The organism is Pseudomonas sp. NPDC088444, assembly GCF_044900175.1.
GTDB lineage: Bacteria > Pseudomonadota > Gammaproteobacteria > Pseudomonadales > Pseudomonadaceae > Aquipseudomonas.
The window spans coordinates 30,010-54,717 of record NZ_JBJDNK010000001.1; the positions used below are offsets into that span (position 1 = coordinate 30,010).

Sequence of the window (24,708 nt, forward strand, 5' to 3'; positions counted from 1 at the left end):
ATCAGAGTCTCAGAGCATGGGAGGAAGCGCTGCGCTTCACAATCGGGAATTCTTTATGGATGAAGTAACCGCCCGCGTCGTTCGCGTGGTCGTTACCCTGGGTCTTGTCGGGCTCACCGTTTGGCGCCCAGATTTGCTGCTCCAGCCCGTCAGCGTATGTCGGACAGGTGAAAGGATTGACTAGGTATCGCCGCTCACCCTGCGCGTTGCAGAACACGGCGTTCATGGCGTTGATCCGATCCTTCACGGGCGGGTTGGCTGCCGGGGCGATGACGTTGAAGCCAGCCTGCCTCAGCAGCGCGATGTCGGTCTCACTGGCATTCACCGACTTGCGAGAGTCGCCTGATGCGTCCGGGTAGATCCGGATTTCGCATGTCTTCTGGAACTGGTTGCCGTCGTGCTTCCAATACCGTTCTTTGATGCGGCGAATCATGTCAGGCGTGTCGTACCCATTCATGAGCTCGTCGACAGCTCGCGGCAGCCCATCACGTTTCACATGGACGACGGCCGCCATCTTGCCGACGTTGAAGTCCATGCCGATGAACAGCGGCTCACCTGCCTGAACCGTGTCCATGCACTGATTCAGCTTGCGGTCGTATGCGGTGTAGATAGACCCAGAGTTCAGGTTGACGAATCGGCCATTCAGGTAGGCCATGATCAACTGTTCGGGGTAGGACTCCATCAGCGAGGAGATGTAGTCGTCAGGCAGGTTCAACTCGTTGTCGAACGTGCTGGCCTGGATGAGCCCATACATTGAGCGCAGATGAGGCTTCTCGCGAAGCTGCTTCTCGAACTGCTGGTAGACGAACTTAAAGCCTTCAGGCGTCGTCGTCACGTCAACGCCGTTCTTCAGTCCGGGCACGTTGTAGCGCATCCGGGCAATGATCTTGCGCCAAGCCTGCTGGGCCTTGAGCGCTGGCAACACGTCGAGTTCGTCTACCAGCGCGTGACCAATCTTGAAGCCCACGATGGTCTGAGGCTTCTCCATCGAGCGACAGATCGTTGTGCTGCGGTACTGCTTCCCGCTGTAGAACTCGACCTCTTTGTCGCTCTCCTTCGTCTTGACCCTCAGGCCCCAATCGAACGCAACCTCTTCAATCGTTGGGAAGAAGATGTCGCGGATCTGCGGATAAGTCGGAGCGAAGTAACCGGAGTTGATACCAGGCCATTCCCAAACGTGCTTGCAGAGCGCTGCGCACCCTACCCACGTCTTGCCAGAGCCGAAGCCGGCGACGAACCCACGAAACTTGTGCGGCAGTTGCAGGAACTCAGCCTGGGGAACGTTCAGGCTCGGCATCCCGCTTCCTCGCATCAATCACTTGCACAGTTACGGAGGTCGGAACAACCGGCTCGCTCTCGTCGTCGGCTTTCTTCTGGCGGTTGACGTACATATCACCGGTTTCTTTGGCGGCCTGCTCCAATACCTGAAGCGCGAGTGCGATGTTCTTCATCGTCTCAGCCCTCTCAACAAACCGGTTCATGGCGCGCAGGCGAAATGCTCGGTTCGCAATGGGTATGTCTGCCGTCTCCTCACGAAACCTTGTCCGGCACTGATGAAACAGGTCAGCCCACTTCTGTCCGAGCTTTTGCCCGGCATACTTGGTCGGGTCGTGCGACTCGACTTGCTGGCGGGTGATATCGATCCCGAACTCTGTCTTGACCGATGCGACAACTTGAGACGGCGTGTCGAAGCAGGCCAGAGCCTGAACTATGAAGGCCTTGACCTCGCTTCGTAGCACTGCCATATGGGATTCATCCGTCAAAACCTGTCAGGGATTCAGGCCGACTTGAGCAGACAGGTTCCGCAGGCCCTCGAAATATTCAGTTTGCCCACCTCGGCGGGTTTGTTTGCAGCGTCGACCATTGCCTGAACTTCAGTGCTTGGGCCGTAGCGACGGACCACACCGACGAACTCCTCGACGTCGTGTCCTTGCAGCTTCAGCTTGGGCGCGCCTTCCTTGGTGAAGGCTGGAGCCCCGTACTGATCAGTGGCTTGAGCCAGGTGATAAAGTTCATGCTCGATGATGGCGCAGAACTCGGTGTCGGTACAGGTCGAGCAGTAATCGGCAGCGAGCGTGATGATGAACGTCGGTACATCACCGAACCAATCACGCATCTGCTGTTCCATCCGCGCTTTCTGCCAACCGCCTGCACGGAAGGCGACTTGCTCTGCTTGGCCTAGAACTATGCGCCCTGCCTTCTCGAAGCCGGACGATGCCCACATCACTGCAATGTCAGCATCGATCAGATGGGCATGATCAGTGTTATGGATGCTGCCAGTGTCGGCGAGGATCTCGGCTTGAATCCACTCCCACACTTCAGGTGCTGGTGCCAATCGAATACCAAGCAAGGCAAGGTCGGAAAGCTTCAACAGATGGTTTGGAGGCTCAGGCCTGTTCATAGGGTTCTACTCGGCCTGGATGAGCGGGGCGAAGAATGTGCCACTACTTGAGTGGCACGACGTTTAAGTATGTGAACAATAGAGCGGGCATTCACAAACAAGGAAACCTGCATGCCCAACCCCACGTCCGCTCTCTTCCATCTGTTTCTTGCTTACGGCGTCCCATTGATGCTCTGCGCGGGATCAAAGCGCCCTCGATTCATGACATACGCCCTCGCCATGCAAGCGCTGATGTTCTTTGTTTGGAGCCTGAATCAGTAGTAATCGCATGTGCCGCACTTACCCTGCGGCACTTCCGCAGCCTTCAACCTACTGACCAAACGCGGTCAGGATCGCGAGAAGTAGCTTCGGGAAGCTATCCCGGTAAGGAGCGAATAGGTCGAAACTGTTTTCACTACTGTCGCCATGCGTGACATTGTCGTCACCGTCGATTCGGAATTCCCAAACTGGACTCCATGTAGCACGGTCATATTGATCCCTTCCTAGCCGCTGAATCTCGTAGCGCCCATAGATCCCCCGCTCTCCGATACGAAAGGACAACTCAGCCCTGCCTTCGCCGAAAGGAGTGACTATTTTCGCGCTAGCGTTTCCGTCCGGAATTACCGAGATGCCCCAAGTCCTGACAATGAACTCGTCTGCACTGCTTTGCGCCAGCTTGTCCAACACCGTTGTCGCCCGACTCCGTATCGCTGCTATCCGCTCCACGGCGTAGCGCGAAGAATCCATCTGCTCTGAGAGAAATGCTTTGTGCCCCATACCCACCTCCTTTTGAATGAAGTCAGAGTATGGCGCGACGAACAAAGGTTATGTAGGGATGTTTTCTGGCTTGAATGACAGGGAGGGTATCCGAACCATACCGCCCGTACTCGTATCCCGCCTCTTCGCCATCTCCACCGCCTCAGCAGCAGTGGCGCCCATGTCCATGGCTGTTATAGCGTGATCAGATCCGCTGCCCATCACATACGGACGCTCGAGCCAGACCGGCGTTTTGCAGAGCCCGTGCTCGGCGTTGTACGCGGCGTAGCACAGCGATTTGCCGTCGAACACCAGAGTCGAGCACTCCACCCTTCCGGTTACCAGCTCACCGAACCAAGCGCCGAGCAGTTTCGAGTAATCGCACACGTAGCCAGTCATGACGAACTTTACGCCTTCGCGCTCATGGCACTTTTCGTAGTCGTCGTAGGTAATCGCGCTGCCGTTGCAGATGAGCGAGTCGTAGGCAATGACGCCGTCTTTGTAGACGATGGTCGTCATGCGGACCTCAGTTGAAAGGATCGTCGGGCTTGGCAATCGACCGTACGAACCACATGAAGCCTTGTTGGAGGTTGGTCTTCGCCAGAGCGAGCAGACGCGGATCCACGCCTTCGATCTGTCCGATCTGCTTAAACAGTTCGCCGGTGTCGGCTTCCAGAGCCTTGATTGAGTTCATACCGTCGATCTCGGACTGAGTCAGATCGCGGTAGCCGGTGATCTTCTTGTGCTGGTTGTCCATGGTGTTGCCCTCTGGGAGTACTCGCGCCACGAAATGGACGCATGCGAAATCGTGGCGCAACACGGCGGAGATATCAGAGAATTGCCCAGACCAAGCCAGCGCACACAAGGATTAAAACAGCGCAGCCGAAGTACTCCAGATCCGCAGCAAAATCCAATTCGTCATCCATCACAGCACCCTCCATGGGGATCAAGATGGATTGATTGATCTTGCCGGTTTTGGGGAGTTCAGCGAATTTTGAGCGAGAAATGATCGGTCTCAGTTTCGACCATGCGGTCAGTTCGTGCCGGTCGCTTTCTCTACTGCTTCGGTTGCCTTCTGCGCAGCCTGGTCGGCCTTGTCAGCAGCAGCCTGCACCTTGGGCGTCACACCGCGAATCAGGTCGATGTTCGACTGGTTGAGTTCACGAATTCGGGCAACGCGAATGGCGTCTTGGCGTTCATGGGAGTCAACCAGCACCTTCACTGTCTGCGCGGTACTGGCCGCATTGAAGGCGCTACCGGCCATGAAACAGCAGATGCCGACAAAGCACAGCAGCAACCAGCTACCGTGATGGTCCCAGAAACGGCGACCCCGGCTCATCCGGCGTTTAAGTTCTTCGTCACTCATTGAGCAATCCTCGATTGGATCTGAGTTTTGAGGCTCGCGATCTCTTCGGTGAGGTAGCCGATCTGAAGCGTCATCTTGGCGTTCTCTGCCTTGATGTCTGCGAACTCACGGATCAGCGCGTTGTTTTGATCCCGTGCGGCGTCGCGTTGGCTTTCGACGTCTTTTCTCAAGGCTCGCTCTTCGGCAAGCGCGGACACAAGGCGGTCGATTTCGCGGTTGTCACCACGACGCTCTGACCAAGCCTTGGGGAAGTACAGGACGGCCGTCACTCCGGCGGCAGCAACCCAACCGAGCCAGCCCGACAGCGTTGTTGGCAAGGTATCGAACATCGAGCGTCCTTGGTGAATCCAGTAAAAGGGTTATTGGTCGTCATAAAGCAGACCGCACCCACACCGGGCTCACGGACTTCGAAACAATTTAAAACGGGTAACTCATCAACTTGCCAGAACCTATTGAGATCCGGCTGGGTCGCATTTGGAAACTTACCGAGTGGTGAATGTAATGGCAGTAATCCTGAAGAAACTTGAAAACGATGAACGTCCTAAATATTTCCGGGTTCAGAAGGTGGAAACCGTATTTCAGGTCTCAGCGGCGGACGGCGAGGTCTTTTATCTGGATTCAGAAGAAGATGCTGCCGCCCTGGTTACCAAGCTCCACCTCAAGGATCAGCAAGAGGCGTCCGGGGCTAACTGATCCCATGCAAACCCAGAAAACGACAAAGCCCGGCATGATGTCCGGGCTTCTTCGGTTGGTGGATACCTACTGACCATTACTCGGGCATTTTTTCATTGCTCTCTTCGCCCGGTACCGCTTCGCGTGAAATCGGGTCATTGCTCGTCCGGGCCGGATGGAGCGGATCAACCTGCGGATCAGACACATCTGGCGAATCTGGGTCGAAGCCCAGGTCATCATCGGCGTCAGTCCTTGCAGTTCCATTGTCCCGATCTACCTGCGAGTCCTGGTCTGACCCGGGATTGCCAGGCGGCGGATTCCAATCAGCCGGTCTTTCGCCGTTTCCCTGTTTTGGCTCTGAGCTGGTTTGTTCCAGACCCGACCCATGATCTTCGCCCGTATCTAGCGTTTTCTCGTCCGGCCCCGGATACGCTGATTGGGGTCCATTGTTTTCGATGCTCATGATTCTCTCCCACGTCAGGCGCAGATTTTCCACGCATACAAGTGGGAAAAGAGTCGTAGTCGGGAGTGCGGAGCGATCGACGAGCGGGCGCCTACGCCATCCATTTGCGAGGCCGTCAAACGCACGGTATACGCAGATGGATAGAGCTTGTAATTCGATGTTTAAAAAAGGGAATTTTTTCTTTGTCGGACAATCTGTGGTGTGAACCCAACCACATGCCAAGGAGCGCCCGACATGGCACAGGAGCAACATTACAGGATCGACTACTTGCTGAACGGAGCCTACAAAACGCTCTACGTGCGTTCGGCAAAAATGGACAACGCTGAGGCGTGGCATTGGGCAAGCGTGGATTCTGGCTTTGGCCAAATTCCTAAGTATCGATTCGATCCCGCGCCGAAGCTCACCAAACCTCAAGTCGAGAAGTTTGGAATTTCAGACGTGGAATGGAAGAAAGCTTGAGCCGACCAGACCTCGTTTGAGCAAGCGAGGGTCTTTCCCCTCAGTCCGCCAAAGGCGTCACCATCGCTGGCACCCTGTTGCACCAGTCTCGACGGCTCACCTCGCGCAGCAGATGGAAGCATGAGGTCACTGCTCGCGGGCTGCCGGTGTTTTATGCAGCACGGCACTACCGGCTTATCCGTGTCCAGATGCCCCCCGAAGGGCTGCTCTGGCTGCAGGTCAAAAAAATCGGGTATAAAAAAGCCCCGCGAGTAGCGAGGCTTTTCCGACACAGGCGCTCAACGAAGCGTTATTTCGAGATGGCCATCACAACTCAGCAAGGCCTGTGCCTTTTTGTCGCTGTAATCGAACGGAACAACCCACCAGTTGTTATTGGAGTCATACCTGGCCCCAGGACGAAGTGTATAGCTTCCATTTTCGATAGCCTGTGGGTGTTTCACGAAATAACTGTCCAAGGATTGTGTGAAAAAGGCTTCACCTTCATTTGAGCATTCCTGCTTGCTTTTCTCCTCTCCACAGCCAGCCAAAACCAGACCAGCACAGAGCATTGCGAGTAGTCCATACGCCTTTTTCACAGAATTCCTTACCTTGTTCCGGAGTACTGAAGAGTCTGAGCACCCAAGATATTGATGTAATAGTCGGTGTGACCAAACGTATCGCCGAGCGCTTTCAAGAAAGTGGTCAGAGCCTCCTGGCCCCAAGTGCGATTGCTAGCATCGGCGTCATAGAAGTCACTGTTCAGCTTAAAGCTTCCGCTGAAAAAATACGTGCCATTCGGCTGGATATCAAGTGTTCCTTCAACAGTCCCACTCACCCGACCAAGCATGCCAGCAGCAGGCAAATTAACCGCCCCCTTGCTGAACGTGTTGTAACTGAACGGCTGATCGGCAATGACAAATCGCCCTACTTTCGATGGATCATTCAAAAGAGCCGTGATCGGAGGGAAGTCTTGAACATCCATTTTGAGGTTCAGCGATTCAATTCTCACGTTTCGTGGCTGACCGCCACCCCAAAGCCAGTAGGCGATCGCACCGAGAGGCATATTCGGAGCGCCATAGAAATCTAGCGTATGGGTTTGAAACGGAGTGCTGTAGTTGATTGGCAGCGCCCCAATCAGCACGTTTCCGTACACAGGCTCCAAAAAATCCCCACGACCATCACCAATGTAATATGGTTCGGCGTGAATATTTGGATACCAGCCCAACTGGAATTGAGCGGTATCGGCGTGAATTTTGAGCTGCTGAAGCACCAATTCCTTGGGCTGATTGCTCAGGCCTTTGAATGCCTCAGCCATCACCGTAAGGCTGTTGTTGGTACTGATCGCGGTGAAGACACCATCACCGTTCAAGATCATGTTGCGGCCAGCGGCGCCGATCATTTCGACCTCTGCCTGCTCGGCAGGGACGTCGATATAATCGTTTGCCCATCCGCTGTCCAAAGAATACCCACCTGGCGAACCAGGATCAAAGGGGTTGATGTACGTAGGGCCGATTTCGATTGGCATAACTTACCCTTGAGTCGAATGAATGGTCGCGGAGAATTCCGCTTTCATGTCGCTCAAAGGCGATAGCTCGGGGCTCGCGGCCCTCACATGATTCAACGTCCCGCACCGGGAACACTTGATCTGGAGCTGAGTGAACTCACCCACTCGGGCGAGAAGTCTTTTGCATTTACCGCATCTGCAATCTTTTAACATCTGCAAAGCCTTATGGTTTTCTGCTAGGCTCCGCCCCGCTCGCGCGAGCAGCGAGGGCCTTGGCTGGCTTGCAGGCTTGATCTGCTTGTTGGCGTCTCCCTTGGGTGTTGCTGCACCCTCTGGAGTCGCCCTCTCTTTTCCGCGCACAAATGAAAAAGCCCCGATCGATTCGGGGCTTTGTCGTTTTTGGCGGGCACAAAAAAACCCGCTCGATGGCGGGTTTTCTGTTTCGGTTCGCCAAAGGCGAAATTATCACTATGACGAAATAGTGCCAGAATGCTCCTCAAATCGTCAAGCGGCTATTTCATGGTCATTTTCTGACCCTTCACGCATTGCTGCAACGACTGCCGAAACAGGCTTGAGCGCTTGCCCGTCTAGCTTGTCGACGTGAGTGCAGAGTGCGTTCCAAATCTCTTCCCAGTCGCGCGCCCAGTTCTGCGGGTTCATCTTTTCGCCCGTTCTATCCTCGACGAACATGCAGACCGCACCCGGCCCCATACCCTGCCCGCCGTTGACCATCATTTTGTGGGACTGGAGAGCCGCCATCGCCATCCAGTACGCGCGTTGTTTCTTCCGGTCAGTCAGCGATTCCATACCGCTACCCAGCCAAACAAGCCCGTGAGCAATGCTGAGGTCGTTGCCGGTGGCCACGGGTGAATACATGAAGTGGCCGAGGTGACGGAGGGACTTTGGTAGCGTGTCGATGGCGCGAAGGACAAGGCCCGCGATCAGCATATGAGCGCAGCGCGATTCCGAGAGGCGACGGCCCGAGCGAGTTTCTTGGACGCCCTCCTTCCGAACCTCGTAAACCCGTGCGACCTCTTGGCCGTCATGGTTTTCCAGCATCACCATGATTTTGGTGTCGCCTGAACCGCTCTTCTTGCCGATCAAGGCCTGTTCAGCCGCCACGGCCAACGCGGATGGCCGGTGTTCGTGCAATGCGTCGTGCCAGGCTTGGCGTGCTCCAATGATTTTCATGCTACTTCTCCCCGTTTCAGCTCTCTGGTCAGTGCTCTGTAGTGCGCGGTCAGCGCCTTCAGGTCTTCAATCGTGTATTTCTTCGGTTCGTGTGGGCCTTCCAGCCAGGCGAGCTTTTCCGCTCCGATCTTTTCGAGCAGCCTTGGTCGATACCCCAACAGGTTCCCCGACTGGCCCATGTTGCAGTTGCGGTTGCATTGCAGATGGACGTTCAGCGGCTCGAATCGAAGCTCAGGAGCGGCGGCGGTTGTACGGTAATGCCCGGCGCAGTACTGGACGTCCGCCGTGGTGCCGCAACTGATGCACGGTTGGCCAGCGTCACGCTCACGAATCCAGGCATTGAAAGCTTTCTGCGTGTCCTTGAGGTGATCCGCCCTGCTCTTCAGCTTTTCCTTCCGGGCCTTGATCTCCCGACGCTCGACATCTGCAATTGCCTTGCGCGCCCGGTCTTGATTGGCAGGCGCAATAGCCAAAGCACACTTCGGACTGCACACCACCTGTGTCGTCGAGAACTCCGGTACGAACTTGGCACCGCAGGCTTTGTTTGCGCAGGTCTTGGCCTTGATCGGTTTGCGCTTCTGAATGCCTGAAGCCTTGATCACACACCACCTCCGTTCTGGAAATGAGATGTGGCCGGCTCGGCGTAAGCTTTGGCGAGGGCGCTGATGAGGGCCTGAATGGTCTTCATGCTGCCACCTCGCCGAGCAGGTCGCCGAAGTACACGCCCTTGCCCGTGAAGTCCGCGACAATGCGGTCGGTGTAAGAGATACCTTGGGCGCGATTGAACAGGCTCGTCACCGGGAAACCATCCGGCCCGAACAACTTGCAGTCGCCCATCAGGTCGAGCTTTTCCTCGTAGACCAGGTGCTTGGTCGTGCGGTGCCAGGCCGCGCGATAGTCCTCGTCTTCATTTATGAGTATCTGCACGCCGTGGTGAAGCTTGCAGTACTTGCGAGCGCCACTGGCGTCGCCGATCTGGGTCATTTCCGCAATGCGCTTGTAGAAGGCGAACCACAGGGCGTTCTGATCAAGAGTGCGATCTTTCCCTGGGCGCAGACTCACCACCACGAACTTCTTCTCGCGGTACATCGCCGTCATGCGAGTGATCGCTTCGGTGAGCTTCGACTGACAGTTGATGCTGATCTTGTCGGTCATCAGACGGGCTCCTTCGATTGCAATTGTTCTGCTTGGCGCTGGAGTAACGCCCGCCGGGCTGCCAGATCGTTCGCGGCTTCAATTTTCATTTCGAGACGGCGCTGAGCGTTCGCTGCTGTCATCGCGGTCATCCCGTCTTTGATCGCCTGAAGCTTTTCGCGGACGCGCGCACTGGGCCGGGTGACGTTGCCGGTCAGGAGCCCGGCAAGTGCACGGCCGTCTTCGGTGGTCGGTGCAATGCTCATGTCGGCCAGATAGAGTTGGCCGCGCTCTTGCGGGATGCGCTGTAGTTGAACGGCTTTGGTGATCGCTTCAACGCGGCGGTTGGCATCGAAGCCAATGGAGACGTGCCAGTTGACGGGCTTGCCGTCTTCGCGAGCCTGATTGACCAAGCGCTCGTATGCGCTGATGAACGACATCCGGGCGCCCACCTTGTCGCCGCCGTCGAGCACCGGTTTGGCAGCAGCCAGCGCGAGCTGGATTTCGTCGGTCAGCACGACGGTTTCGTGCTCGTCATTGGTGGTCAAGGCGATCGCCCATGCCTCGTCCTTGCCGGGGCGCCCGTCAACCGCCTGGATACGGCTCAAGATGGCGCCGGGTGTCAGCTTCCCGGTAAGTTCACGGCGGCATGCCTTGAGCGCGGCGGCGACGGTATCTGCTGGGTGCTCGGCAAGGTCCTCAGCCAGCATCTCTGCAGCATCAGAGGTCATCGACTGCCCCAACAACTCCGCCGTCGCGACAATGGCCAAGGCCAGCCGGGCGATTTGGTCCGGCTCCATGCGGTTAGAGGAATTCATTCGCCTGCCCTCCTGCGCGCTGCAAAATCCGGTTGGCAGCGTCTTGGCCCGCGGTGAGGTTCGCCTGCTTGCGCTCGATCTGCTGGGCCGTGGTGCCGGTCATCTGGCGATTGGTCGCCCACTGGGTGTGGTAGGCCTCTGCCTTCAGCAGCAGGTCGCCGATGCTGTGCATGTTCCCTACGACCTTGGCGTCGTTGATCAACAGGAAGTAGGCCGAGACGTGGTGAGCGACCTCGATGCCGAGGCGGTCAATGATCTGGCTCACCTGCCCTGCGACCTTGGCGTTCCAGACCGGCCATGCGCCGTGACGTTTACGGTAGGCCATGGCGTAGTTCGCCCAGGTCTTGAACGTCTTGCAGGTTTGGTCTTTCGGGCCGGGCATGTCGTCGGGGATTGCGCAGCGTGGCCGGTCACTGGGAACAAGCACCAGAGTCGCGGGTTGCGACGGCGTAGCCGGGGCGCCCTGCAAGTTCTGACTGGTATCCTGATTAGTACCCTGATGATTGGTATCCTGATTTGTCGGAGATTTTTCCGACCCTTGCTCGGATTTTTCTCCGACCTTGCTCGGAGAATTTTCCGAGGTAGAGCGGATTTTTTTCCGACCCTCAGTTTCAGGTGGGGTCGGATATTTTTCCGACCCATCCAGTTTCTGGTTCCACTCTGCAGCCTTGGCTGTCAGTCGGAAGAGCGTGATGTTGGAAGTGCTCGACAACTGGATCAGTCCAGCCTCTTCCAGAGCTTTCAGCATGCGATACGCGGTGTCTGGCTTATCCGTGAGTAGCGGAAGCTCTTCAATGATCTTCGCTTTGCTCAGCGCGAAGAAAACGCCATTGTCGGTGGTGACTGGCTTTGTCCAGCTCGGGCAGCCGTAGACGAACGCGAACAGCAGGGCCTGCTGAGAGTTCAGCCCCCACTCCAGCGCCTTCACCTGGTTGATAGATACCGTGAACTGCATGTCAGGCCTTCCCGACCAAAGCGGCCAATTCAAGGAAGCGGTCGACGTACCAATGAGGCTGAGTTTCGCGGGGGGATTGAGGGCTGGTGAGGTTTTTGCCGAAAGCCAGACCCTTATCAGTGATCGACCAGAAAGGCACGGTTTCCTGCTTGGAGTTCTTGCGCGTCAGCACTTTGAGGTAGCCAGCAGCCTCAAGCTTTTTGTTGAAACTCACGACGGAGCCGCCCAGGCCGAAGTCCTTGAGCAGAGCTGTAGCTGATTTGGTTGGCATGGAACTGCCGCCAGTCGCATCGGGCGCGGCGTCTACGGCATAGCCCGACAAGAACTTCGGATCGAGGCCGTTGTTCTCGGCGATCTTGGTCAGCATGAGCATCTGGCTAGATGGCGCAGGCTTCAGCAGGCGCGTGAAGCACTCCATGATGGCGATCTCGCCGATCACCTTCGTTCCGTTGAACGCAACCGCCTCGCGCGCGCCTTCCTTCTGCTCCAACTCAGCCCAACGGCGAATCACTGCTCGGCGCATCTTGGCGCTGTAGCCGGTCAGCAGCGTATCGGTAAGCTCCCGATCAAGGCGATATTCAATCTGTTCACGATTCTGACCGTCCAAATAGATGTGCTCAAAACTGAGCACATCTTCTTCAAGGTCAGTGAGCATGGAGACAATGTCGCGCTTCACGTTGTTGTGACGCTTGCCCGTGACATTCGCTATCTCACGCGAGGACATCGTGCGCGCCACGTTTTGCTGATTGTGAAAACGTGGCGCGACTTGCTGGGTATTGATCGGGGATTGGTGACTATGCATATAATTTCTCCACGCAAATCGTTGTTTTGAATTGGCCCGCCTCGTCCGCGGGCTTTTTCATGCCTCGTATTTCTTAGGGGGTTACTTCAGAGTGGCTTCGCATAGCCCCCTCTTTTGGCTGTCCGATCGTTAGATTTTTGTTTTCGGTCCTCCTTTTCCGCGCATGCGCGGAAATATCAGGCGACCTTCACGGACTGCTTGAACACTTCCAGGCTGACGATCACCTCTTCCGCCTCTTTCAAAAGCTCGGTCTTCTCACGCAAGCACACGCGGCCATCGGCCTGAGCGTCGAAAGCAAGACGGGTCACGTCTGCCAGATCGGCATGCAGGCGCAGCAGCGCGGAATTGAGGTCTGTAGGCGTAGGCTTGTCGCGGGCTACTAGGTCAAAACCGAAGTCAGACGCCAGCGCGATCAGCGGGCGCATATCGCCGGTGTGCAGCAGCACGCCGTACAGGTGCTCGATGGTCAGGTGGTGAGCGTCGTTGTCGGGATTCGCTCGCTGTAGCAGGCTCACATGCGGCACGCCCATCTTTGCCGCGAGCGCCTTCGGCTCATTGCCCTTCACCGCTGCCTGACAGGCATCCAAGAACTCTTCCATTCGTAAAACCTCGTTACGTTTTCCGTGGTGGCTCAGTGCCAACACAGCGATGATTCGGTTACCAACTGATCAGGACACATCCATGACCGACTCTTCCGAACTCCAAGGCGAGATAACCGCCCTCTGCTGCTTTGTGGGTGCCTTGGCATCCACCCTACCCCTGTCTTCTCAGTTGAGGCTCTGGCCTGCGTTCGAGCAAAAGGCCAGTCAGTTGCGTGATCAGTTGAGCGATGAAGCCCTGCGCGGGTTTGAGCAAGCGACGGTTTCGCTCAGCTCGAAGCGCGGTTAGGCGGCGGTTTTCTGTGGTGCGAGCTGGCAGGGAAACGGACGGATCTCTTCCGCCGTAAGCTTCCCGTCTTCATGCTCGATCACCAGGATTTCCCGAGCTGCCTTGAGGGCCTTCGAAATGGCCGGAGCACTGACGCCAAGACCTTTGGCAACTGCGGATTGACCAATTCGCTCGACCAGCTCTGGCAATGGCGTCTTTTTCATTTCTTTGCCTCAGCAAGCGATGTATGCCTGCGATATTAACCGGCGGTTAGCGTTTGATCAATACCGGCGGTTAGCGCAAACAACTTAACCAACGGTTAAATTTCACGGATGACGAAAAAGAAAGAGCTGTCCCCGGAACTAAAGGCTGAATGCGACGCCGCCAAGGCGCTTTTCGTGTCGAAGAAAAACGCCCTCGGCCTGACTCAAGCGAGCCTAGCTGAAGCGGCCGATATCTCGGCTGCAGCGGTTGCCATGTACCTGAACGGTACGAATCCACTGAACGCGAAGTTCGCCTCGGTTCTTTCTCGCGTGCTCGGCGTGCCGGTTGAAAAATTCAGCAAGCGGCTGGCGGTAGAAATCAGCGGTCTGACTGCCGCAGCAGAACAGCCAGCCGCCAGCGGCGAGCCAGCATCAGCCGCAGATCTAGTTCGACAGATGCTTGCCAAACAAGGGAAGAATCTTCCAGAGGAAACCCGCCAAGCCCTTCTCGCGGTGGCTGAGGGTGGGGATCCTGAAGCGTCGGTAAATTCCCTTGTGCACGATGCCTACAAACCAGGCGTGGTTGGTGATGAGGTTTGGATCGCTCACTACGATGTCAGGGGCGCGCAAGGTGGCGGCGAGGTCGTGCATGACTTCCCGGAGCTTCTTCAAGACTTACGGGTCAGCCCCTCACATCTCAGGATGATGGGAATCCAGTTTCGAGAGCACTTTCACCTCAAGATCGTTACTGGGTGGGGCCAATCCATGACCCCAACAATCAAGCACGGCGATCCGTGCCTAGTGGATGCCAGCATCAAAAACTTCATCGGTGACGGGATCTATTTCTTCTCGCACCAAGGCTTCCAGTACATCAAGCGCCTGCAGATGAAGGGGAAGGACAAATTCAAGATGATCTCGGACAATCGGAAGCACAAAACCGAAGACATCCTCATCGAGGAAACCTACATCCAGGCTCGTGTACTTTTCGTGTGGAATGGAAATTTGGTCTGAAGCGAAGATGCCCCCGTTACGAAGTTTCAGATAATAATCTGCTACGGGGGAATAGCCGACTATGTTACATGTGCAAAGACAATGCTAGGGACAGTTATCACAAATGCAAACACTCACAACAAATACACTCGAAAAACAATTTCAATTTTCAAACTCTGACTTTGAACCTTTTATCAGGCATATGAGGTTTCCGAAATATAAAAACTTGGAAGCGGGCCTCAGGATAGAGTTCTCCCATCCCATTACTGCTTTGGTTGGAGAGAACGGAACTAACAAAAGCTCTATTCTCAGAGCGTTGTATGGCGCTCCCTCCGACAACTCACCGGGGTCATTCTGGTTTTCAACTTCATTAGACCCAATTGAAGAGGATGGTGGAGCCCCTAATTGCTTCATATATGGATACTTTAATAGCTCAGCGGACGAGATTGTAGAGGTCTTAAAAACGAGATCTAAATACGACAAAACTGAAGCTGGGCAAAACCCTGACTACTGGGAGCCATCACGACCAATTATTAAGTATGGAATGTCGAGGATGCCAAAGATCGCACCCGGTGATCCTCTGCCAGAAGGAAGATCCAAAACAAGATGGAATGTGATTTCCAAAAATGTCAAGCTGCTAGATTTTCGAACTGAGCTTAGTGCTTATGACAAATTCTTTTATCATGGAGACTTTTTCAAAACTGACACGCTGAAAACCAAGCAAGATTTCATCAGGCATAAGTCTAGCCACCTTTTTCAAGCGATTGAATCAAAATCTCCCACTTATATTTATTATGGGAGGGAAAAGATCGAAGATAAGCTAAACAGGAATCTTACAAAAGAAGAGATAGAGGGAGTTTCTTATGTGCTTGGCCGTACTTATCTAAAGGTGGAATTGATCGGCCACAACTTTTTCAAAAACGCTGGAAAAACTGTGCGCCTCACCCATTCAGATATTCGTTATTCTGAAGCCTTTGCAGGTAGTGGGGAGTTTGCTGCAGTCATGCTAGTGGTAGGCATTCTTGAGGCACAACCCAATTCGTTGATACTTCTTGATGAGCCTGAGGTATCTCTGCATCCCGGGGCCCAAGAGCGCCTGATGAAGTTTTTAGAAAGCCAAGTATCGCAAAAGAAACACCAGGTGATTCTTTCGACTCACTCGCCTGCAATCATTAGAAACCTACCTTCACACGCAATAAAAACCCTGACGCTTGACAGTGCTTCGAACAAGGTCGTGTTAGTTGCGCAATCTTTATCTCCCGACGATGCATTTTTTTATATCGGCGAGCCGTCAACTAACATAATCACTATTGTAGTCGAAGACCGACTTGCGAAGGCGATTGTAGAACGAGCCTTGAAGTCGGACGGAGTCAACCTGGGTCGATACGACATAAAATACATACCCGGTGGCGCTGACACTTTATGGACGACATACATCCCTATATTCGCAGCTGCTGGCAGGAATGATATTTTATTCCTGTTGGACGGTGATAAATTTAAGCCAGCAATTCGCCGCTCGATTGATATCCCTGAAAGCGAAAACACCAAATTAGGCGACGAAATAAAAAAACTAACCGGATGCACAATATCCTTCAAAATTGATGGAAATGTTAAAACTGGCGGGAACAAAAATCAGCTATACAGCATGCAGCGCAATTTCATTGATTGGGCCTCCGAGTACGTCGACTTCCTCCCAATGAAAACCGCTGAAGATTTTATTATCCAGAATTCTAAAGAACTTGCAGCGAACAGCAAAACTCAAGACTCAAAAGAAATATTTAGAGATTTTGCGAGACAAAAGCTTGACAGAAAGCCCAGCGAAATAATAAAATCAGATGAAATATTTACCATTCAATGTATCGAACTCGCTACTGTACCTAAAGTCAATCAAGACTTTAAAACCATCCGCTCGAGAATTAAACGTATGAATGGGCCTTCTAAAACATGACTATAAACGTGTTCGATTTTTTCTCTGGCTGTGGCGGTACTAGCTGCGGCTTCCGGGAGGCAGGGATGAATATCAAGCTTGGGCTAGATGTCGATTCCGAGGCTGCGAACACTTATAGATTCAACTTTCCAGAAGCAACGTTTTTGGAAAAGGACATTCGTACGCTTCCAGCAGAGGCGCTGTCTAGCTCCATTTCTCAAACAGAGGGAAGGATACTCTTCAGTGGGTGCGCTCCATGCCAACCTTTCTCCAAGCAAAATCGTCATCAGAACGAAAATGATCCGAGACTTAACCTGCTGGGCGAGTTTGGGCGATTTATCGAACATTGGTTACCTGATTATGTTTTCGTTGAAAACGTGCCCGGGATGCAGAAGGACTGCATGAAAAGTGAAACTTTCCTAACCTTTACGAATCTCTTGAATAAGCTAGGTTATTCATTTGATGCAGCGATCGTGCAAGCCTTATGGTTTGGAGTGCCACAAACTCGTTCTAGATTGGTTCTAGTAGCATCTCTGCATGGGGAAATTAAAATACCAAATGCAACTCACGGGAATGGCTTGAACCCATACACAACTGTCAAAGAGTGGATCAAAGATCTACCAGCATTAGGCGCTGGCCAAACTGACCCCAGTGATAATGACCATTCCGCTATGAATCTGTCAGAGCTAAATCTCCGCCGCATCCAATCAACTTTGGAGGGAGGAGGCCGAGAGACATGGCCGGAAGAGTTGTTGTTGAAATGTCACAAGAATTACTCTGGGCATAGCGACGTTTATGGACGGTTGGCTTGGGACAAACCAGCTTCTGGTCTGACCACCAAGTGCCTAAGTTATTCAAATGGTAGATTTGGTCATCCAAGCCAGCCACGCGGCTTGAGCTTGAGAGAGGCTGCTTCATTGCAGACGTTCCCAAGATCATACCGTTTTTTTGGCTCGCTCCAATCTCGAGCTCGACAAGTAGGAAATGCCGTCCCGCCCCTAATGGCGCGCAGCATTTCAAAAGCATTTATTTCAGATGCGGCGACTTCGGTATCAGTGTAGATATCTGGTGTACTACAACTCGCAGATCGGATATGTGTTCGATAAGCCCGCCATCTACGCGGGCTTTTTTATGGGCGTAAGAAAGGCGCCGACTTCTCTGTTTCCAACGGCTCGTCACCTGCTCGGGCTTGGGCGTCTGCCTACTGCAACGTCTGCTTGGTCGGTTTTCTGGGTCGGCTGGTCCTCGCAGGATTCACCAAGGAGGCGTCGAGACTTCCTTCCCCGCCCTCTTTCGCAGCAACCAATGATACTCCCGTGACAGCGATAGCCAGACCAGGTAGTCCGGCACCCGACTGACCCGTAGGCGAAACCGTGGTGCCGGAGGCGTTGAAGTGCACTGTGAGACCCCAGTGGCCAGTGTGGATATTTTGGTCTCGCAATAAAGCGATAATTAGGTCGCGCACTGGGAAGGTCCTATCCTTTGTCGCCATCTGCCTACCTCCAATCAACAAAGCTGAAAGCGTAGGCGATATGGACCGCGGGCGCCTCGGAAGGCGCGAGGCTCCCGGCATCTATCCTTCAACGCCTGCTACGCTTCCCTCTCCACGCGGAGGGTTCGCCATGCGCAACTTGGACATGCTTCCTAGCCTACTGAAGGCTTTCAACGACAACCAGATCGCCCTGGCTGCGGCAATCGACGAGATTGCTGACTGGGCTGAGGATTCGGGCAATCTCGCCTTAGCTGCGAAGGTGCGGACCGCTCTGAGGCCCATCGATGACAACTTGAAACAGGTTCTGCTGACGTTGGTTCTGCTGGAGGACTGATTACCGTCTATTGCGTCCGCCAGTGCGCAGCGTCGTGTATCCGCCGGATTCCGCTCTGCACATCCTGCGCCATCTGCACGTTTTCAATGCGGAGCGCAGCTGGGCTGTCAACCAAGCCGCTTTGAGTGCCCTCACCTCTTGGGATACGAAAACGAGTAAGAGTTGCAGGCATCACCAACGCTTTTCCACGTTTTAAAATCGATGATGGTTTTCTGAGCGTTATAGGTCAGTTCAAGTCGACATTCCTTGCCGTAGTTCTCTGTGTAAGATCGCGGCGTCACCGTTACGCTTCCCGCAGTGGGTCCGGCTGATAATTCGTTGTATCCCTGGGTGCGGGAATATTGAGCTGTGTAGATCCACCTGGCGACAGGATTACCCTGTGCATCTTCCACCGTATCGCTCGGAGCACCAAACGTTTTGATGGCTTGCTGAAGCGGTTTCCCCTCCCAGTCTTTCGCATCCATCATGTCGGGGATGCTCTGGAAATAATGAGAACAGCCCGACAGCAGCGCTGCGGTGACCGCACCGACGAGCAGCAGAGATTTTGCAGACATACATGATCCCTCATACGGACTACTTTCCAAAGATCGGCCGCTTCCAGAGCGATGATGCCCAGTACGCCGCGACCACTCAACAATGAATATACCGACCGGGTAAGACCAACCGCAATTCCGCAAAGGATTGGGCCCTGGAAAGCCCGGTGCATGGCGGGCAGTAGACATTCAGAAAGGCGCTGGCTCGTCCGATTCAAATGGATCACCGACCTGAACTGACCTATCGTCGTCCAACGATGGCTCCCACCTCAGCGTCACCGATTCGTCATCGTTGAACGACATTTCGATTTCATCGACCTCCGATAGCACTCCCATCACTTCTCCCCACTCACGATCCCCGTCCGTATCCAAGCGATGGATCGTCACCCACCGCTGAAGCTGTGCGATCGGGTGATTGATCATGTTCGACACCCTCAGATTCAGCCGTTCGATCCCGGACAACTCAACGCGCTGGTGTTGTTTTTGTTGCTGTATCGCACCCATCTACTGCTCCTTGATAGCTGTACATCCATACAGTGTTAGAAAAAGCATACCGCAGCCGCCTGAAAAATAAATTAACCGCCGGTATTGACGATAAAGAAACCGGCGGTTAATTTACACCCATCGCAGCGACACACTGCTCCGAACCGCTCTTTAACAGTTAGCGCTTCAAAGAAATACCAACAGACCGCATTGCCTCTACCGGCGACCGGCGATCAGACGGGTCAGATAGCCCGCCCACGACAGGAACAACCTGTACGGCTGATCGAGAGCGAAATGCTCGAACCGAGCGAACGACCCGGCACGCAGTGCGCACCGCCATCCCGGCGGCAGATGGGAGAGACACCGTATTGAATTAGCGCCCCGAGCTTCGGCATTGAGGGGCGCCGGACCTCATGCACCCTGCCCCATCAACCGGGCAAACGAGCTGCAGCGTGCATGTTGTAGGGACCTGTGATCCAAGGCGAACAGATGCTGATTGACGCCATGGGGAGGAAGCTCACCGCCCAAACCTAAACACGACCGGCCAGCCCTGCAATCAACAGCGGGTAACTGGCCAACACCACTGACGCAGCAAGCCGCGACCGACGCCAGTAGCGGGTCGCGGTGCAACACAGAACGATTCACTGAACCACCTGGGCGACCGGGTGCTTTGGGAATCCACTGGGGGTATCCATGAAAAGAAAAACTCAAGGGCACACAAAAACGGAAACTCTGACTTTTAGGGTGAGCCCTCGAATGAAGCACCTGATGGACGTTATGAGCAGGCGTCAGCGCCGTTCTCTGACCGCCATTTCCGAGTGCGCTATTGAGAACATGGCTACCCAGGAGGAGCTGCGGATAGCCGATACCACTTGGTCAACGGATCAGCACGAACGCACGCTGAACCTCTATCGCACTGCTCCTAACCTCTGCACTTACGACGAAGAAATCGAGGCCAAGAAGCATTTGCCATGAACCAGGGATTTACTGATGCCGCTTCTATGAGGCGGCATTGGAAATCAACGGAGGCAATGCAATGCGACCAGTAATGACGATGAAGGCGCTACACGATGACCGAGGGCGCCGGACAGGTCTTGAAGATTCGGCCGAGGGCAAATTTCACGGCTGGGGCGTTGAATACGAAGAGTTCGAGAGCGGGCCAGGCAACTACACCGTGGCCATAGTGGAAATGGCTGACGGAAAGGTTCAGACCTTACCACCGTTTCTTATTCGGTTCATCGACAGCGACATCGCAAACAATGAAGCGATGGATCACGCCTTCGCCAATCCAATTATTTGCGGCTGATCCAGTGATCTTCACGTCAGCGCCTGCATCAGGCGCTTTCGGAAGACAACCGGAGGAGCTCCCGATGAACGAAGCACAAACCGCAACAGCCGTTAACTGCACCCGCTGCCGTCAGCCGGTCGAGAAGCCGATCTATCGGACAATCATCGATCAGGCTTGGGACCCGGTACGCCGCAAGAAATACGTTCGCAGCCAAAGCCTTCCGTTCTGCAGTGAAGAACACTACAGCCATGAACAGATGAGCCGCGAAGGCTGAACCATTCAGCGCATTTCACAGCCCGCCGTGGAGTAAACACAGGAGCATACCCGATGCAGATCAACCAAAAGAAAACCGTGCAGGTCGACGTGACGTTGCTCAATTTGTGCCTCAAGGTAAGCGACCGCTTCAGCGCAGATCTGGTCGACGCCCAAGGCGAAAAGGTCGGAAGTTATGAAGGCTATGTGCCCAACTTCTTCCCCGGCGATCACTACGGCGACTATGTGGAGCTGGATATCGATCTGGAAACTGGCCAGATCAAGAACTGGAAGAAGCCAGTCGCCGCCGACATCGAGAAGATGCTCGAACCGGAAGAGGACTGAGAGGCTCATAGAAGCTCATATCGGCTCATAAATTCATCACTCCTGCGCGTTCTCAGAGCGCGCAGTGGGGTAATCGCCCAGGTAGAAAAAATGAATTTGTGACTTGCCCGTCAGGTCAAGAATTATGAACGCAGTAAATCTGACGAGGTGACAGTAATGACTATCCAAGCAGAGACACTCGTACAACTGACCGAAGCGCTACAAGAAAGAGGAATGAATCTGGTTGCAGATGTTCACTTTACTCGAGCGCCCTACCGGCAAAATCATCGCTGGATCTGCATCGTAGAGTGACACTGCTCTCTGCCGGTGGCTCGGACTAAGACTGCACCACCGGCCCCATTCTCCGCTACACCGTTTTCCCCTTCCTGTTGCATCAACTGAATAACCCCACTCCCTGACCGCATCAGCAGGTGCCAGGCCAGTCGTCGTTGGCTGGGTTTGGTCACCCGCGCCTGGCATCTGGCTAATGCGGTCTCAGCTCGCCATGGAGGCGATCATGAACGTAGCAACAAAGGTTTTCCCTATCGCGCTTCGTCCAGAAGTGCCAAGTACTCCGGCTGAGGCTGAGTGGATCGCCGACGCAGCAGAACACTTGCTCAATCGCCGCGACGTTCAGTTCAAGCGTCGCCTCCACAGTCCGCAGGGTGTGTCCTTCGAGCGATTCGCCTTGGCGGTTGACGAGCACATCACTGACCGCCTCATGAGCGCCATTCAGAGCAACTCGGTACTGGGCCGACTGGCGATGCACTCACGCTGCAAGGCTGCATCTGACGCCGCTACGGTTGCTGACGAGCTTATCGGTCCAGACCCGGAGGAAACACTTCGGGAAATCGCGACGAAGCTGCTCAAGCCGTTGGCTGCTGATGCGCTGATCGCCCAATTCGAGGATGCAGATTCATGAGTCGATCATCCATCGAGTCCGCAATCGAGGCCATCACCACTCACGACAATCCTGATATGGCATCTGGTCTGGCTGAGGGCTTGGTGATCGCGTACTTCACCTCCTCAGCAATCACTGCTGACGAATTCAAATCCTACTGCGCTCGGATCAGGGATGTGTACCTGGAGCGGACTGCAAGGAGAGCGGCATGAGCAGAAGCGGATATAGCGACGACAACGACAACAACTGGTCTCTGATCTGTTGGCGCGGCGCTGTAAACTCAGCATTGCGCGGCAAGCGCGGGCAAGCATTTTTGAAAGAGCTCGCCACGGCCTTGGACGCCATGCCGGTCAAGCGCTTGGTTAGCGAGCAGCTACAGGCGGATGGTGAGTTTTGCACGCTTGGAGTGGTCGGACAGGCTCGCGGCTTAGACATGACGGTCATCGATCCTGACGACGCCGAGGCTGTAGCTGACAGATTTGGCATAGCCTCGGCCATGGCTCGCGAGATCGTTTGGGAGAACGATGAACACCCAGGCGTCTACGACCCTCAGCAGGGATGGCGGCGCGAGAATCCCGAAGAGCGCTGGACTCGCATGCGCAAATGGGTTGATCAGCAGATCAAGAAGGTTGCCCAGTGAGTACGCCACTCGTTCCATCCCTGATCGACGAGCAGCTTGCAGAACTACCTGATCACCTGGCTGTTCCTGCTGATCGTGTGCTCATGGTCTTCAAGGGCCGGACCATGCTCGAAGCCATGCAGGCCGCCGAGCGCGCTCACATCTCCAACCCTGAAGCATGGAGCCGCCGTGCCTGCCTTTGTGGTGAGTGGACGCTAGCTTATGAGGTGCGGGCATGAAGCTTGAGCGCTCAATCCTCATCACCCTGGCGGCGCACGAAAGCGCACTTCAGCGAATCAAGTCGCTGACACGCGCTATCGGTGAGCATCTTGGCCAATGCGAAAACCGTTTTGATCAGCTCGGCCCAAAGCCTGTCAACGCGTTCCCCGAACTGGGCGAACTGCCTTGGCCCAATGGCAGCGAAGAGCACTGGCGAATTCTCTACGACGAGAAGAATCACCGCAAAACGCACTTGTGGGAAGCATTTCAGATGTGGGCAGACGACGAAGACCGCAGACTGAATGACGATGAAGTGATGGATAACCTACTCAAGCGAGGCTGCGTCCACTGCACTCGCGCTTGGTACTTTGCCAGAGAGCGCAAGAAAGCGCGGCTGGCGCTTCGCGGCTTCAGACTTTCTTTGCGCGCGCTTGGCAAGTCTGCCATTAAGGCGTTGGAGCCAAAGCGATGACCCGCTACCAGCACGCCAAGCGCATCGCATTCTGGCGCGGCAGCTTCATCACCCTTCTCTTCTGCACTGTGTGGATGCTGGCCAGCGCCTACGCACCGCACTGAACCCCTACCCAATTTAATCAGCGCCCCGGCAACGGCATGGCGCAAGGAGCAGTCATGTCTACAGATACGCAACTGGCCGCAGTTCCGCCCAAGGAAACAGCGCTGAAAGTGTTCAGCACTGACAAAGGCTTGGAGCCATGGCTGCAGCAGGTCAGGACGAAGGTTGATGAGTTCCTAAAAGTTCTCCCGGAGCTCAACACCGTGAAGGGGCGCGAGGCCTACGCATCAATGGCCTACAAAATTGCCAAATCAAAAACCGCCTTGGACGCTCTCGGCAAAGATATTTCTGCTCAGCAGAAGGAAATCCCCAAGAAGATCGATGCCGAGCGGAAGCGCGTATGGGACACGCTGGAGCTGTGGCAGAAGGAAGTTCGCAAGCCTCTGGATGATTGGCAAGCGGCAGAGGATAAGCGCCTTGATGCGCACAATGCCCGGCTGGACTTGCTGCGTCAGATGCCTCTAAACCTCGTAGGCTCCACTTCCGCGCATGTGCAGGGCCTTATCGACCAGGCGGAAGCAATCGCCATCGACGATTCTTGGGAAGAATTCAAGGCGGAGGCAGGTCAAGCGAAAGACCTGACACTCAAGGCGCTGCGAGACATCCTCGCCGAACTGCATCGGTATGAGGCTGAGCAGGCTGAACTCGCTCTGCTCCGCGCTGAAGCAGAAGCCCGCGCCAAAGCAGACCATGAGGCCGCCATTGCCCGCGCAGCAGCGGAGAAAGCTCAGCGCGAAGCAAATGAGCGCGCCGCAGCCGAACTGGCAGCCGCCGCAAAGCGCGAGCAGGACCTGAAAGACCAGGCGGCAGCCCAGCAACGTGCCGCCGAACAAGCCGCGCGCGATGCGGAAGCCGCCGCCGCGCAGCAGGCCCTGCAACTGAAACTTGCCGCTGAACAGGCCGAACGCATTGCAGCCCAGGCCGAAGCCAATCGACTCGCAGCCATTCAACAAGCCGAGCAAGACCGCATTGCCGCCGAGAAGCGTCAAGCCGAAGCGGTTGAGCAGGCGCGTCTGGCTGAGATCGCCCGCCAAGAAGAAGCTCTGCGGGAAGAGCAGCGACTGGCCGCAGCCCGCGAGGCAGACAAAGCCCACAAGGCAAAGATCAACCGAGCGGCGCTAGATGCCTTCATTGCAGGCGGCATGACGGACGAATGTGCCCGACAGGCCGTCACCCTCATCGCCCAACGCAAGATCCCCAACATCGCCATCACCTACTGAGGC

At 55.0% G+C, this 24,708-nt stretch carries 39 protein-coding genes; 17 read left to right on the forward strand and 22 right to left on the reverse strand.

Features of this window, described 5'->3' with window-relative positions:
- Position 1: 1 nt before the first annotated feature.
- The 8 genes from ACI2KB_RS00185 to ACI2KB_RS00220 form a co-directional block, all read right to left on the reverse strand.
- On the reverse strand, positions 2 to 1,297 hold the full coding sequence (locus ACI2KB_RS00185; protein WP_404630245.1) for a terminase large subunit domain-containing protein: 1,296 nt from the start codon (positions 1,295 to 1,297) through the stop codon (positions 2 to 4).
- The gene (locus ACI2KB_RS00190) at positions 1,269 to 1,745 is read right to left on the reverse strand and encodes a DUF2280 domain-containing protein (protein ID WP_404630247.1); all 477 of its coding nucleotides are present in this window, start codon (positions 1,743 to 1,745) and stop codon (positions 1,269 to 1,271) included. Before ACI2KB_RS00190 ends, ACI2KB_RS00185 begins: the two co-directional genes overlap by 29 nt.
- Positions 1,746 to 1,777: 32 nt before the next feature.
- The gene (locus tag ACI2KB_RS00195) at positions 1,778 to 2,401 is read right to left on the reverse strand and encodes a putative metallopeptidase (protein WP_404630249.1); all 624 of its coding nucleotides are present in this window, start codon (positions 2,399 to 2,401) and stop codon (positions 1,778 to 1,780) included.
- Positions 2,402 to 2,710: 309 nt separating this feature from the next.
- Positions 2,711 to 3,157 carry a hypothetical protein gene (locus ACI2KB_RS00200; protein WP_404630251.1) on the reverse strand — a complete coding sequence of 149 codons (447 nt, stop codon included), beginning with the start codon at positions 3,155 to 3,157 and terminating at the stop codon, positions 2,711 to 2,713.
- A gap of 48 nt (positions 3,158 to 3,205) precedes the next feature.
- Complete coding sequence (locus tag ACI2KB_RS00205) at positions 3,206 to 3,655, reverse strand: proteasome subunit beta (RefSeq protein ID WP_404630253.1); 450 nt, start codon at positions 3,653 to 3,655, stop codon at positions 3,206 to 3,208.
- Positions 3,656 to 3,662: 7 nt separating this feature from the next.
- Positions 3,663 to 3,893, reverse strand: coding sequence for a hypothetical protein (locus ACI2KB_RS00210; RefSeq protein WP_404630255.1), 231 nt, complete (start codon positions 3,891 to 3,893; stop codon positions 3,663 to 3,665).
- Between the two features lie 276 nt (positions 3,894 to 4,169).
- Positions 4,170 to 4,502, reverse strand: a complete 333-nt coding sequence (locus ACI2KB_RS00215; protein WP_404630257.1) for a hypothetical protein — start codon at positions 4,500 to 4,502, stop codon at positions 4,170 to 4,172.
- The gene (locus ACI2KB_RS00220; RefSeq protein ID WP_404630259.1) at positions 4,499 to 4,831 is read right to left on the reverse strand and encodes a hypothetical protein; all 333 of its coding nucleotides are present in this window, start codon (positions 4,829 to 4,831) and stop codon (positions 4,499 to 4,501) included. The genes ACI2KB_RS00215 and ACI2KB_RS00220 overlap by 4 nt, the downstream gene beginning before the upstream one ends.
- Positions 4,832 to 5,003: 172 nt before the next feature.
- Here ACI2KB_RS00220 and ACI2KB_RS00225 point away from each other — a divergent pair, with 172 nt between their 5' ends.
- Positions 5,004 to 5,195, forward strand: a complete 192-nt coding sequence (locus tag ACI2KB_RS00225; protein WP_404630261.1) for a hypothetical protein — start codon at positions 5,004 to 5,006, stop codon at positions 5,193 to 5,195.
- A gap of 76 nt (positions 5,196 to 5,271) precedes the next feature.
- On the opposite strand, the gene ACI2KB_RS00230 is transcribed toward ACI2KB_RS00225, so the two are convergent.
- Positions 5,272 to 5,406, reverse strand: coding sequence for a DUF6021 family protein (locus ACI2KB_RS00230; RefSeq protein WP_404631674.1), 135 nt, complete (start codon positions 5,404 to 5,406; stop codon positions 5,272 to 5,274).
- A 465-nt stretch (positions 5,407 to 5,871) separates the two neighbouring features.
- Between ACI2KB_RS00230 and ACI2KB_RS00235 the strand changes: the two genes are divergently transcribed.
- Entirely contained in the window at positions 5,872 to 6,096 is a 225-nt protein-coding gene (locus ACI2KB_RS00235) for a DUF6555 family protein (protein WP_404630263.1), read from the forward strand.
- A gap of 278 nt (positions 6,097 to 6,374) precedes the next feature.
- Here ACI2KB_RS00235 and ACI2KB_RS00240 read toward each other — a convergent pair whose 3' ends face one another.
- The 10 genes from ACI2KB_RS00240 to ACI2KB_RS00285 form a co-directional block, all read right to left on the reverse strand.
- The gene (locus tag ACI2KB_RS00240) at positions 6,375 to 6,671 is read right to left on the reverse strand and encodes a hypothetical protein (protein ID WP_404630265.1); all 297 of its coding nucleotides are present in this window, start codon (positions 6,669 to 6,671) and stop codon (positions 6,375 to 6,377) included.
- 8 nt (positions 6,672 to 6,679) lie between these two features.
- Positions 6,680 to 7,600: a lipid II-degrading bacteriocin gene (locus tag ACI2KB_RS00245; RefSeq protein WP_404630267.1), complete on the reverse strand. Its 921-nt coding sequence runs from the start codon at positions 7,598 to 7,600 to the stop codon at positions 6,680 to 6,682.
- 3 nt (positions 7,601 to 7,603) lie between these two features.
- On the reverse strand, positions 7,604 to 7,792 hold the full coding sequence (locus ACI2KB_RS00250) for a Com family DNA-binding transcriptional regulator (protein ID WP_404630269.1): 189 nt from the start codon (positions 7,790 to 7,792) through the stop codon (positions 7,604 to 7,606).
- A gap of 291 nt (positions 7,793 to 8,083) precedes the next feature.
- Positions 8,084 to 8,770 carry a hypothetical protein gene (locus ACI2KB_RS00255; RefSeq protein WP_404630271.1) on the reverse strand — a complete coding sequence of 229 codons (687 nt, stop codon included), beginning with the start codon at positions 8,768 to 8,770 and terminating at the stop codon, positions 8,084 to 8,086.
- Positions 8,767 to 9,372 carry a recombination protein NinG gene (locus ACI2KB_RS00260; RefSeq protein WP_404630273.1) on the reverse strand — a complete coding sequence of 202 codons (606 nt, stop codon included), beginning with the start codon at positions 9,370 to 9,372 and terminating at the stop codon, positions 8,767 to 8,769. Before ACI2KB_RS00260 ends, ACI2KB_RS00255 begins: the two co-directional genes overlap by 4 nt.
- A gap of 82 nt (positions 9,373 to 9,454) precedes the next feature.
- Complete coding sequence (locus ACI2KB_RS00265; RefSeq protein ID WP_404630275.1) at positions 9,455 to 9,925, reverse strand: hypothetical protein; 471 nt, start codon at positions 9,923 to 9,925, stop codon at positions 9,455 to 9,457.
- Positions 9,925 to 10,722, reverse strand: coding sequence for a hypothetical protein (locus ACI2KB_RS00270; protein WP_404630276.1), 798 nt, complete (start codon positions 10,720 to 10,722; stop codon positions 9,925 to 9,927). The genes ACI2KB_RS00265 and ACI2KB_RS00270 overlap by 1 nt, the downstream gene beginning before the upstream one ends.
- A complete protein-coding gene (locus tag ACI2KB_RS00275; protein WP_404630278.1) occupies positions 10,709 to 11,677 on the reverse strand; it encodes a phage replication protein in 969 nt (322 codons plus the stop codon). Before ACI2KB_RS00275 ends, ACI2KB_RS00270 begins: the two co-directional genes overlap by 14 nt.
- Position 11,678: 1 nt before the next feature.
- On the reverse strand, positions 11,679 to 12,401 hold the full coding sequence (locus ACI2KB_RS00280; protein WP_404631676.1) for a Rha family transcriptional regulator: 723 nt from the start codon (positions 12,399 to 12,401) through the stop codon (positions 11,679 to 11,681).
- 254 nt (positions 12,402 to 12,655) lie between these two features.
- Positions 12,656 to 13,078 (reverse strand): phage regulatory CII family protein, encoded by a 423-nt coding sequence (locus ACI2KB_RS00285; protein WP_404630280.1) that lies wholly within the window; start codon positions 13,076 to 13,078, stop codon positions 12,656 to 12,658.
- 82 nt (positions 13,079 to 13,160) lie between these two features.
- Between ACI2KB_RS00285 and ACI2KB_RS00290 the strand changes: the two genes are divergently transcribed.
- Positions 13,161 to 13,367 (forward strand): hypothetical protein, encoded by a 207-nt coding sequence (locus ACI2KB_RS00290; protein WP_404630282.1) that lies wholly within the window; start codon positions 13,161 to 13,163, stop codon positions 13,365 to 13,367.
- Here the strand turns inward: ACI2KB_RS00290 and ACI2KB_RS00295 are convergent.
- Entirely contained in the window at positions 13,364 to 13,570 is a 207-nt protein-coding gene (locus ACI2KB_RS00295; RefSeq protein WP_404630284.1) for a Cro/CI family transcriptional regulator, read from the reverse strand. The two genes, ACI2KB_RS00290 and ACI2KB_RS00295, sit on opposite strands and share 4 nt — an antisense overlap.
- A gap of 108 nt (positions 13,571 to 13,678) precedes the next feature.
- Between ACI2KB_RS00295 and ACI2KB_RS00300 the strand changes: the two genes are divergently transcribed.
- From ACI2KB_RS00300 to ACI2KB_RS00315, 4 genes are all read left to right on the forward strand, one after another.
- Positions 13,679 to 14,560, forward strand: coding sequence for a helix-turn-helix transcriptional regulator (locus tag ACI2KB_RS00300; RefSeq protein ID WP_404630286.1), 882 nt, complete (start codon positions 13,679 to 13,681; stop codon positions 14,558 to 14,560).
- 103 nt (positions 14,561 to 14,663) lie between these two features.
- The gene (locus tag ACI2KB_RS00305; RefSeq protein WP_404630288.1) at positions 14,664 to 16,487 is read left to right on the forward strand and encodes an ATP-dependent nuclease; all 1,824 of its coding nucleotides are present in this window, start codon (positions 14,664 to 14,666) and stop codon (positions 16,485 to 16,487) included.
- On the forward strand, positions 16,484 to 17,527 hold the full coding sequence (locus ACI2KB_RS00310; RefSeq protein WP_404630290.1) for a DNA cytosine methyltransferase: 1,044 nt from the start codon (positions 16,484 to 16,486) through the stop codon (positions 17,525 to 17,527). The genes ACI2KB_RS00305 and ACI2KB_RS00310 overlap by 4 nt, the downstream gene beginning before the upstream one ends.
- Before the next feature lie 561 nt (positions 17,528 to 18,088).
- Positions 18,089 to 18,292 (forward strand): hypothetical protein, encoded by a 204-nt coding sequence (locus ACI2KB_RS00315; RefSeq protein WP_404630292.1) that lies wholly within the window; start codon positions 18,089 to 18,091, stop codon positions 18,290 to 18,292.
- 131 nt (positions 18,293 to 18,423) lie between these two features.
- Here the strand turns inward: ACI2KB_RS00315 and ACI2KB_RS00320 are convergent, their stop codons facing one another.
- Positions 18,424 to 18,846, reverse strand: a complete 423-nt coding sequence (locus ACI2KB_RS00320; RefSeq protein WP_404630294.1) for a hypothetical protein — start codon at positions 18,844 to 18,846, stop codon at positions 18,424 to 18,426.
- A gap of 168 nt (positions 18,847 to 19,014) precedes the next feature.
- Positions 19,015 to 19,329 (reverse strand): DUF1654 domain-containing protein, encoded by a 315-nt coding sequence (locus ACI2KB_RS00325; protein ID WP_404630296.1) that lies wholly within the window; start codon positions 19,327 to 19,329, stop codon positions 19,015 to 19,017.
- A 735-nt stretch (positions 19,330 to 20,064) separates the two neighbouring features.
- On the opposite strand from ACI2KB_RS00325, the gene ACI2KB_RS00330 reads away from it, so the two are divergent.
- From ACI2KB_RS00330 to ACI2KB_RS00375, 10 genes are all read left to right on the forward strand, one after another.
- A complete protein-coding gene (locus tag ACI2KB_RS00330; protein ID WP_404630298.1) occupies positions 20,065 to 20,283 on the forward strand; it encodes a hypothetical protein in 219 nt (72 codons plus the stop codon).
- A 37-nt stretch (positions 20,284 to 20,320) separates the two neighbouring features.
- Complete coding sequence (locus ACI2KB_RS00335; RefSeq protein ID WP_404630300.1) at positions 20,321 to 20,614, forward strand: hypothetical protein; 294 nt, start codon at positions 20,321 to 20,323, stop codon at positions 20,612 to 20,614.
- A 64-nt stretch (positions 20,615 to 20,678) separates the two neighbouring features.
- A complete protein-coding gene (locus ACI2KB_RS00340) occupies positions 20,679 to 20,870 on the forward strand; it encodes a hypothetical protein (protein ID WP_404630302.1) in 192 nt (63 codons plus the stop codon).
- A 53-nt stretch (positions 20,871 to 20,923) separates the two neighbouring features.
- Positions 20,924 to 21,193, forward strand: a complete 270-nt coding sequence (locus tag ACI2KB_RS00345) for a hypothetical protein (RefSeq protein WP_404630304.1) — start codon at positions 20,924 to 20,926, stop codon at positions 21,191 to 21,193.
- 496 nt (positions 21,194 to 21,689) lie between these two features.
- On the forward strand, positions 21,690 to 22,094 hold the full coding sequence (locus ACI2KB_RS00350; RefSeq protein ID WP_404630306.1) for a hypothetical protein: 405 nt from the start codon (positions 21,690 to 21,692) through the stop codon (positions 22,092 to 22,094).
- Positions 22,091 to 22,285, forward strand: a complete 195-nt coding sequence (locus ACI2KB_RS00355) for a hypothetical protein (protein WP_404630308.1) — start codon at positions 22,091 to 22,093, stop codon at positions 22,283 to 22,285. Before ACI2KB_RS00350 ends, ACI2KB_RS00355 begins: the two co-directional genes overlap by 4 nt.
- Entirely contained in the window at positions 22,282 to 22,713 is a 432-nt protein-coding gene (locus ACI2KB_RS00360; protein WP_404630310.1) for a hypothetical protein, read from the forward strand. Before ACI2KB_RS00355 ends, ACI2KB_RS00360 begins: the two co-directional genes overlap by 4 nt.
- Entirely contained in the window at positions 22,710 to 22,931 is a 222-nt protein-coding gene (locus ACI2KB_RS00365; RefSeq protein ID WP_404630312.1) for a hypothetical protein, read from the forward strand. Before ACI2KB_RS00360 ends, ACI2KB_RS00365 begins: the two co-directional genes overlap by 4 nt.
- Positions 22,928 to 23,383 carry a hypothetical protein gene (locus tag ACI2KB_RS00370; RefSeq protein ID WP_404630314.1) on the forward strand — a complete coding sequence of 152 codons (456 nt, stop codon included), beginning with the start codon at positions 22,928 to 22,930 and terminating at the stop codon, positions 23,381 to 23,383. Before ACI2KB_RS00365 ends, ACI2KB_RS00370 begins: the two co-directional genes overlap by 4 nt.
- A 158-nt stretch (positions 23,384 to 23,541) precedes the next feature.
- Positions 23,542 to 24,705: a hypothetical protein gene (locus tag ACI2KB_RS00375; RefSeq protein WP_404630316.1), complete on the forward strand. Its 1,164-nt coding sequence runs from the start codon at positions 23,542 to 23,544 to the stop codon at positions 24,703 to 24,705.
- Positions 24,706 to 24,708 lie beyond the last annotated feature (3 nt).

What these genes read in the sequence shown, in the direction of transcription:
- ACI2KB_RS00185 (WP_404630245.1), bottom strand. Translation starts at nt 1,297, where the DNA reads ATGCCGAGCCTGAACGTTCCCCAGGCTGAGTTCCTGCAACTGCCGCAC.
- ACI2KB_RS00190 (WP_404630247.1), bottom strand. Translation starts at nt 1,745, where the DNA reads ATGGCAGTGCTACGAAGCGAGGTCAAGGCCTTCATAGTTCAGGCTCTG.
- ACI2KB_RS00195 (WP_404630249.1), bottom strand. Translation starts at nt 2,401, where the DNA reads ATGAACAGGCCTGAGCCTCCAAACCATCTGTTGAAGCTTTCCGACCTT.
- ACI2KB_RS00200 (WP_404630251.1), bottom strand. Translation starts at nt 3,157, where the DNA reads ATGGGGCACAAAGCATTTCTCTCAGAGCAGATGGATTCTTCGCGCTAC.
- ACI2KB_RS00205 (WP_404630253.1), bottom strand. Translation starts at nt 3,655, where the DNA reads ATGACGACCATCGTCTACAAAGACGGCGTCATTGCCTACGACTCGCTC.
- ACI2KB_RS00210 (WP_404630255.1), bottom strand. Translation starts at nt 3,893, where the DNA reads ATGGACAACCAGCACAAGAAGATCACCGGCTACCGCGATCTGACTCAG.
- ACI2KB_RS00215 (WP_404630257.1), bottom strand. Translation starts at nt 4,502, where the DNA reads ATGAGTGACGAAGAACTTAAACGCCGGATGAGCCGGGGTCGCCGTTTC.
- ACI2KB_RS00220 (WP_404630259.1), bottom strand. Translation starts at nt 4,831, where the DNA reads ATGTTCGATACCTTGCCAACAACGCTGTCGGGCTGGCTCGGTTGGGTT.
- ACI2KB_RS00225 (WP_404630261.1), top strand. Translation starts at nt 5,004, where the DNA reads ATGGCAGTAATCCTGAAGAAACTTGAAAACGATGAACGTCCTAAATAT.
- ACI2KB_RS00235 (WP_404630263.1), top strand. Translation starts at nt 5,872, where the DNA reads ATGGCACAGGAGCAACATTACAGGATCGACTACTTGCTGAACGGAGCC.
- ACI2KB_RS00245 (WP_404630267.1), bottom strand. Translation starts at nt 7,600, where the DNA reads ATGCCAATCGAAATCGGCCCTACGTACATCAACCCCTTTGATCCTGGT.
- ACI2KB_RS00250 (WP_404630269.1), bottom strand. Translation starts at nt 7,792, where the DNA reads ATGTTAAAAGATTGCAGATGCGGTAAATGCAAAAGACTTCTCGCCCGA.
- ACI2KB_RS00255 (WP_404630271.1), bottom strand. Translation starts at nt 8,770, where the DNA reads ATGAAAATCATTGGAGCACGCCAAGCCTGGCACGACGCATTGCACGAA.
- ACI2KB_RS00265 (WP_404630275.1), bottom strand. Translation starts at nt 9,925, where the DNA reads ATGACCGACAAGATCAGCATCAACTGTCAGTCGAAGCTCACCGAAGCG.
- ACI2KB_RS00270 (WP_404630276.1), bottom strand. Translation starts at nt 10,722, where the DNA reads ATGAATTCCTCTAACCGCATGGAGCCGGACCAAATCGCCCGGCTGGCC.
- ACI2KB_RS00275 (WP_404630278.1), bottom strand. Translation starts at nt 11,677, where the DNA reads ATGCAGTTCACGGTATCTATCAACCAGGTGAAGGCGCTGGAGTGGGGG.
- ACI2KB_RS00280 (WP_404631676.1), bottom strand. Translation starts at nt 12,401, where the DNA reads ATGTCCTCGCGTGAGATAGCGAATGTCACGGGCAAGCGTCACAACAAC.
- ACI2KB_RS00285 (WP_404630280.1), bottom strand. Translation starts at nt 13,078, where the DNA reads ATGGAAGAGTTCTTGGATGCCTGTCAGGCAGCGGTGAAGGGCAATGAG.
- ACI2KB_RS00290 (WP_404630282.1), top strand. Translation starts at nt 13,161, where the DNA reads ATGACCGACTCTTCCGAACTCCAAGGCGAGATAACCGCCCTCTGCTGC.
- ACI2KB_RS00295 (WP_404630284.1), bottom strand. Translation starts at nt 13,570, where the DNA reads ATGAAAAAGACGCCATTGCCAGAGCTGGTCGAGCGAATTGGTCAATCC.
- ACI2KB_RS00300 (WP_404630286.1), top strand. Translation starts at nt 13,679, where the DNA reads ATGACGAAAAAGAAAGAGCTGTCCCCGGAACTAAAGGCTGAATGCGAC.
- ACI2KB_RS00305 (WP_404630288.1), top strand. Translation starts at nt 14,664, where the DNA reads ATGCAAACACTCACAACAAATACACTCGAAAAACAATTTCAATTTTCA.
- ACI2KB_RS00310 (WP_404630290.1), top strand. Translation starts at nt 16,484, where the DNA reads ATGACTATAAACGTGTTCGATTTTTTCTCTGGCTGTGGCGGTACTAGC.
- ACI2KB_RS00315 (WP_404630292.1), top strand. Translation starts at nt 18,089, where the DNA reads ATGCGCAACTTGGACATGCTTCCTAGCCTACTGAAGGCTTTCAACGAC.
- ACI2KB_RS00320 (WP_404630294.1), bottom strand. Translation starts at nt 18,846, where the DNA reads ATGTCTGCAAAATCTCTGCTGCTCGTCGGTGCGGTCACCGCAGCGCTG.
- ACI2KB_RS00325 (WP_404630296.1), bottom strand. Translation starts at nt 19,329, where the DNA reads ATGGGTGCGATACAGCAACAAAAACAACACCAGCGCGTTGAGTTGTCC.
- ACI2KB_RS00330 (WP_404630298.1), top strand. Translation starts at nt 20,065, where the DNA reads ATGAAGCACCTGATGGACGTTATGAGCAGGCGTCAGCGCCGTTCTCTG.
- ACI2KB_RS00340 (WP_404630302.1), top strand. Translation starts at nt 20,679, where the DNA reads ATGAACGAAGCACAAACCGCAACAGCCGTTAACTGCACCCGCTGCCGT.
- ACI2KB_RS00345 (WP_404630304.1), top strand. Translation starts at nt 20,924, where the DNA reads ATGCAGATCAACCAAAAGAAAACCGTGCAGGTCGACGTGACGTTGCTC.
- ACI2KB_RS00350 (WP_404630306.1), top strand. Translation starts at nt 21,690, where the DNA reads ATGAACGTAGCAACAAAGGTTTTCCCTATCGCGCTTCGTCCAGAAGTG.
- ACI2KB_RS00355 (WP_404630308.1), top strand. Translation starts at nt 22,091, where the DNA reads ATGAGTCGATCATCCATCGAGTCCGCAATCGAGGCCATCACCACTCAC.
- ACI2KB_RS00360 (WP_404630310.1), top strand. Translation starts at nt 22,282, where the DNA reads ATGAGCAGAAGCGGATATAGCGACGACAACGACAACAACTGGTCTCTG.
- ACI2KB_RS00370 (WP_404630314.1), top strand. Translation starts at nt 22,928, where the DNA reads ATGAAGCTTGAGCGCTCAATCCTCATCACCCTGGCGGCGCACGAAAGC.
- ACI2KB_RS00375 (WP_404630316.1), top strand. Translation starts at nt 23,542, where the DNA reads ATGTCTACAGATACGCAACTGGCCGCAGTTCCGCCCAAGGAAACAGCG.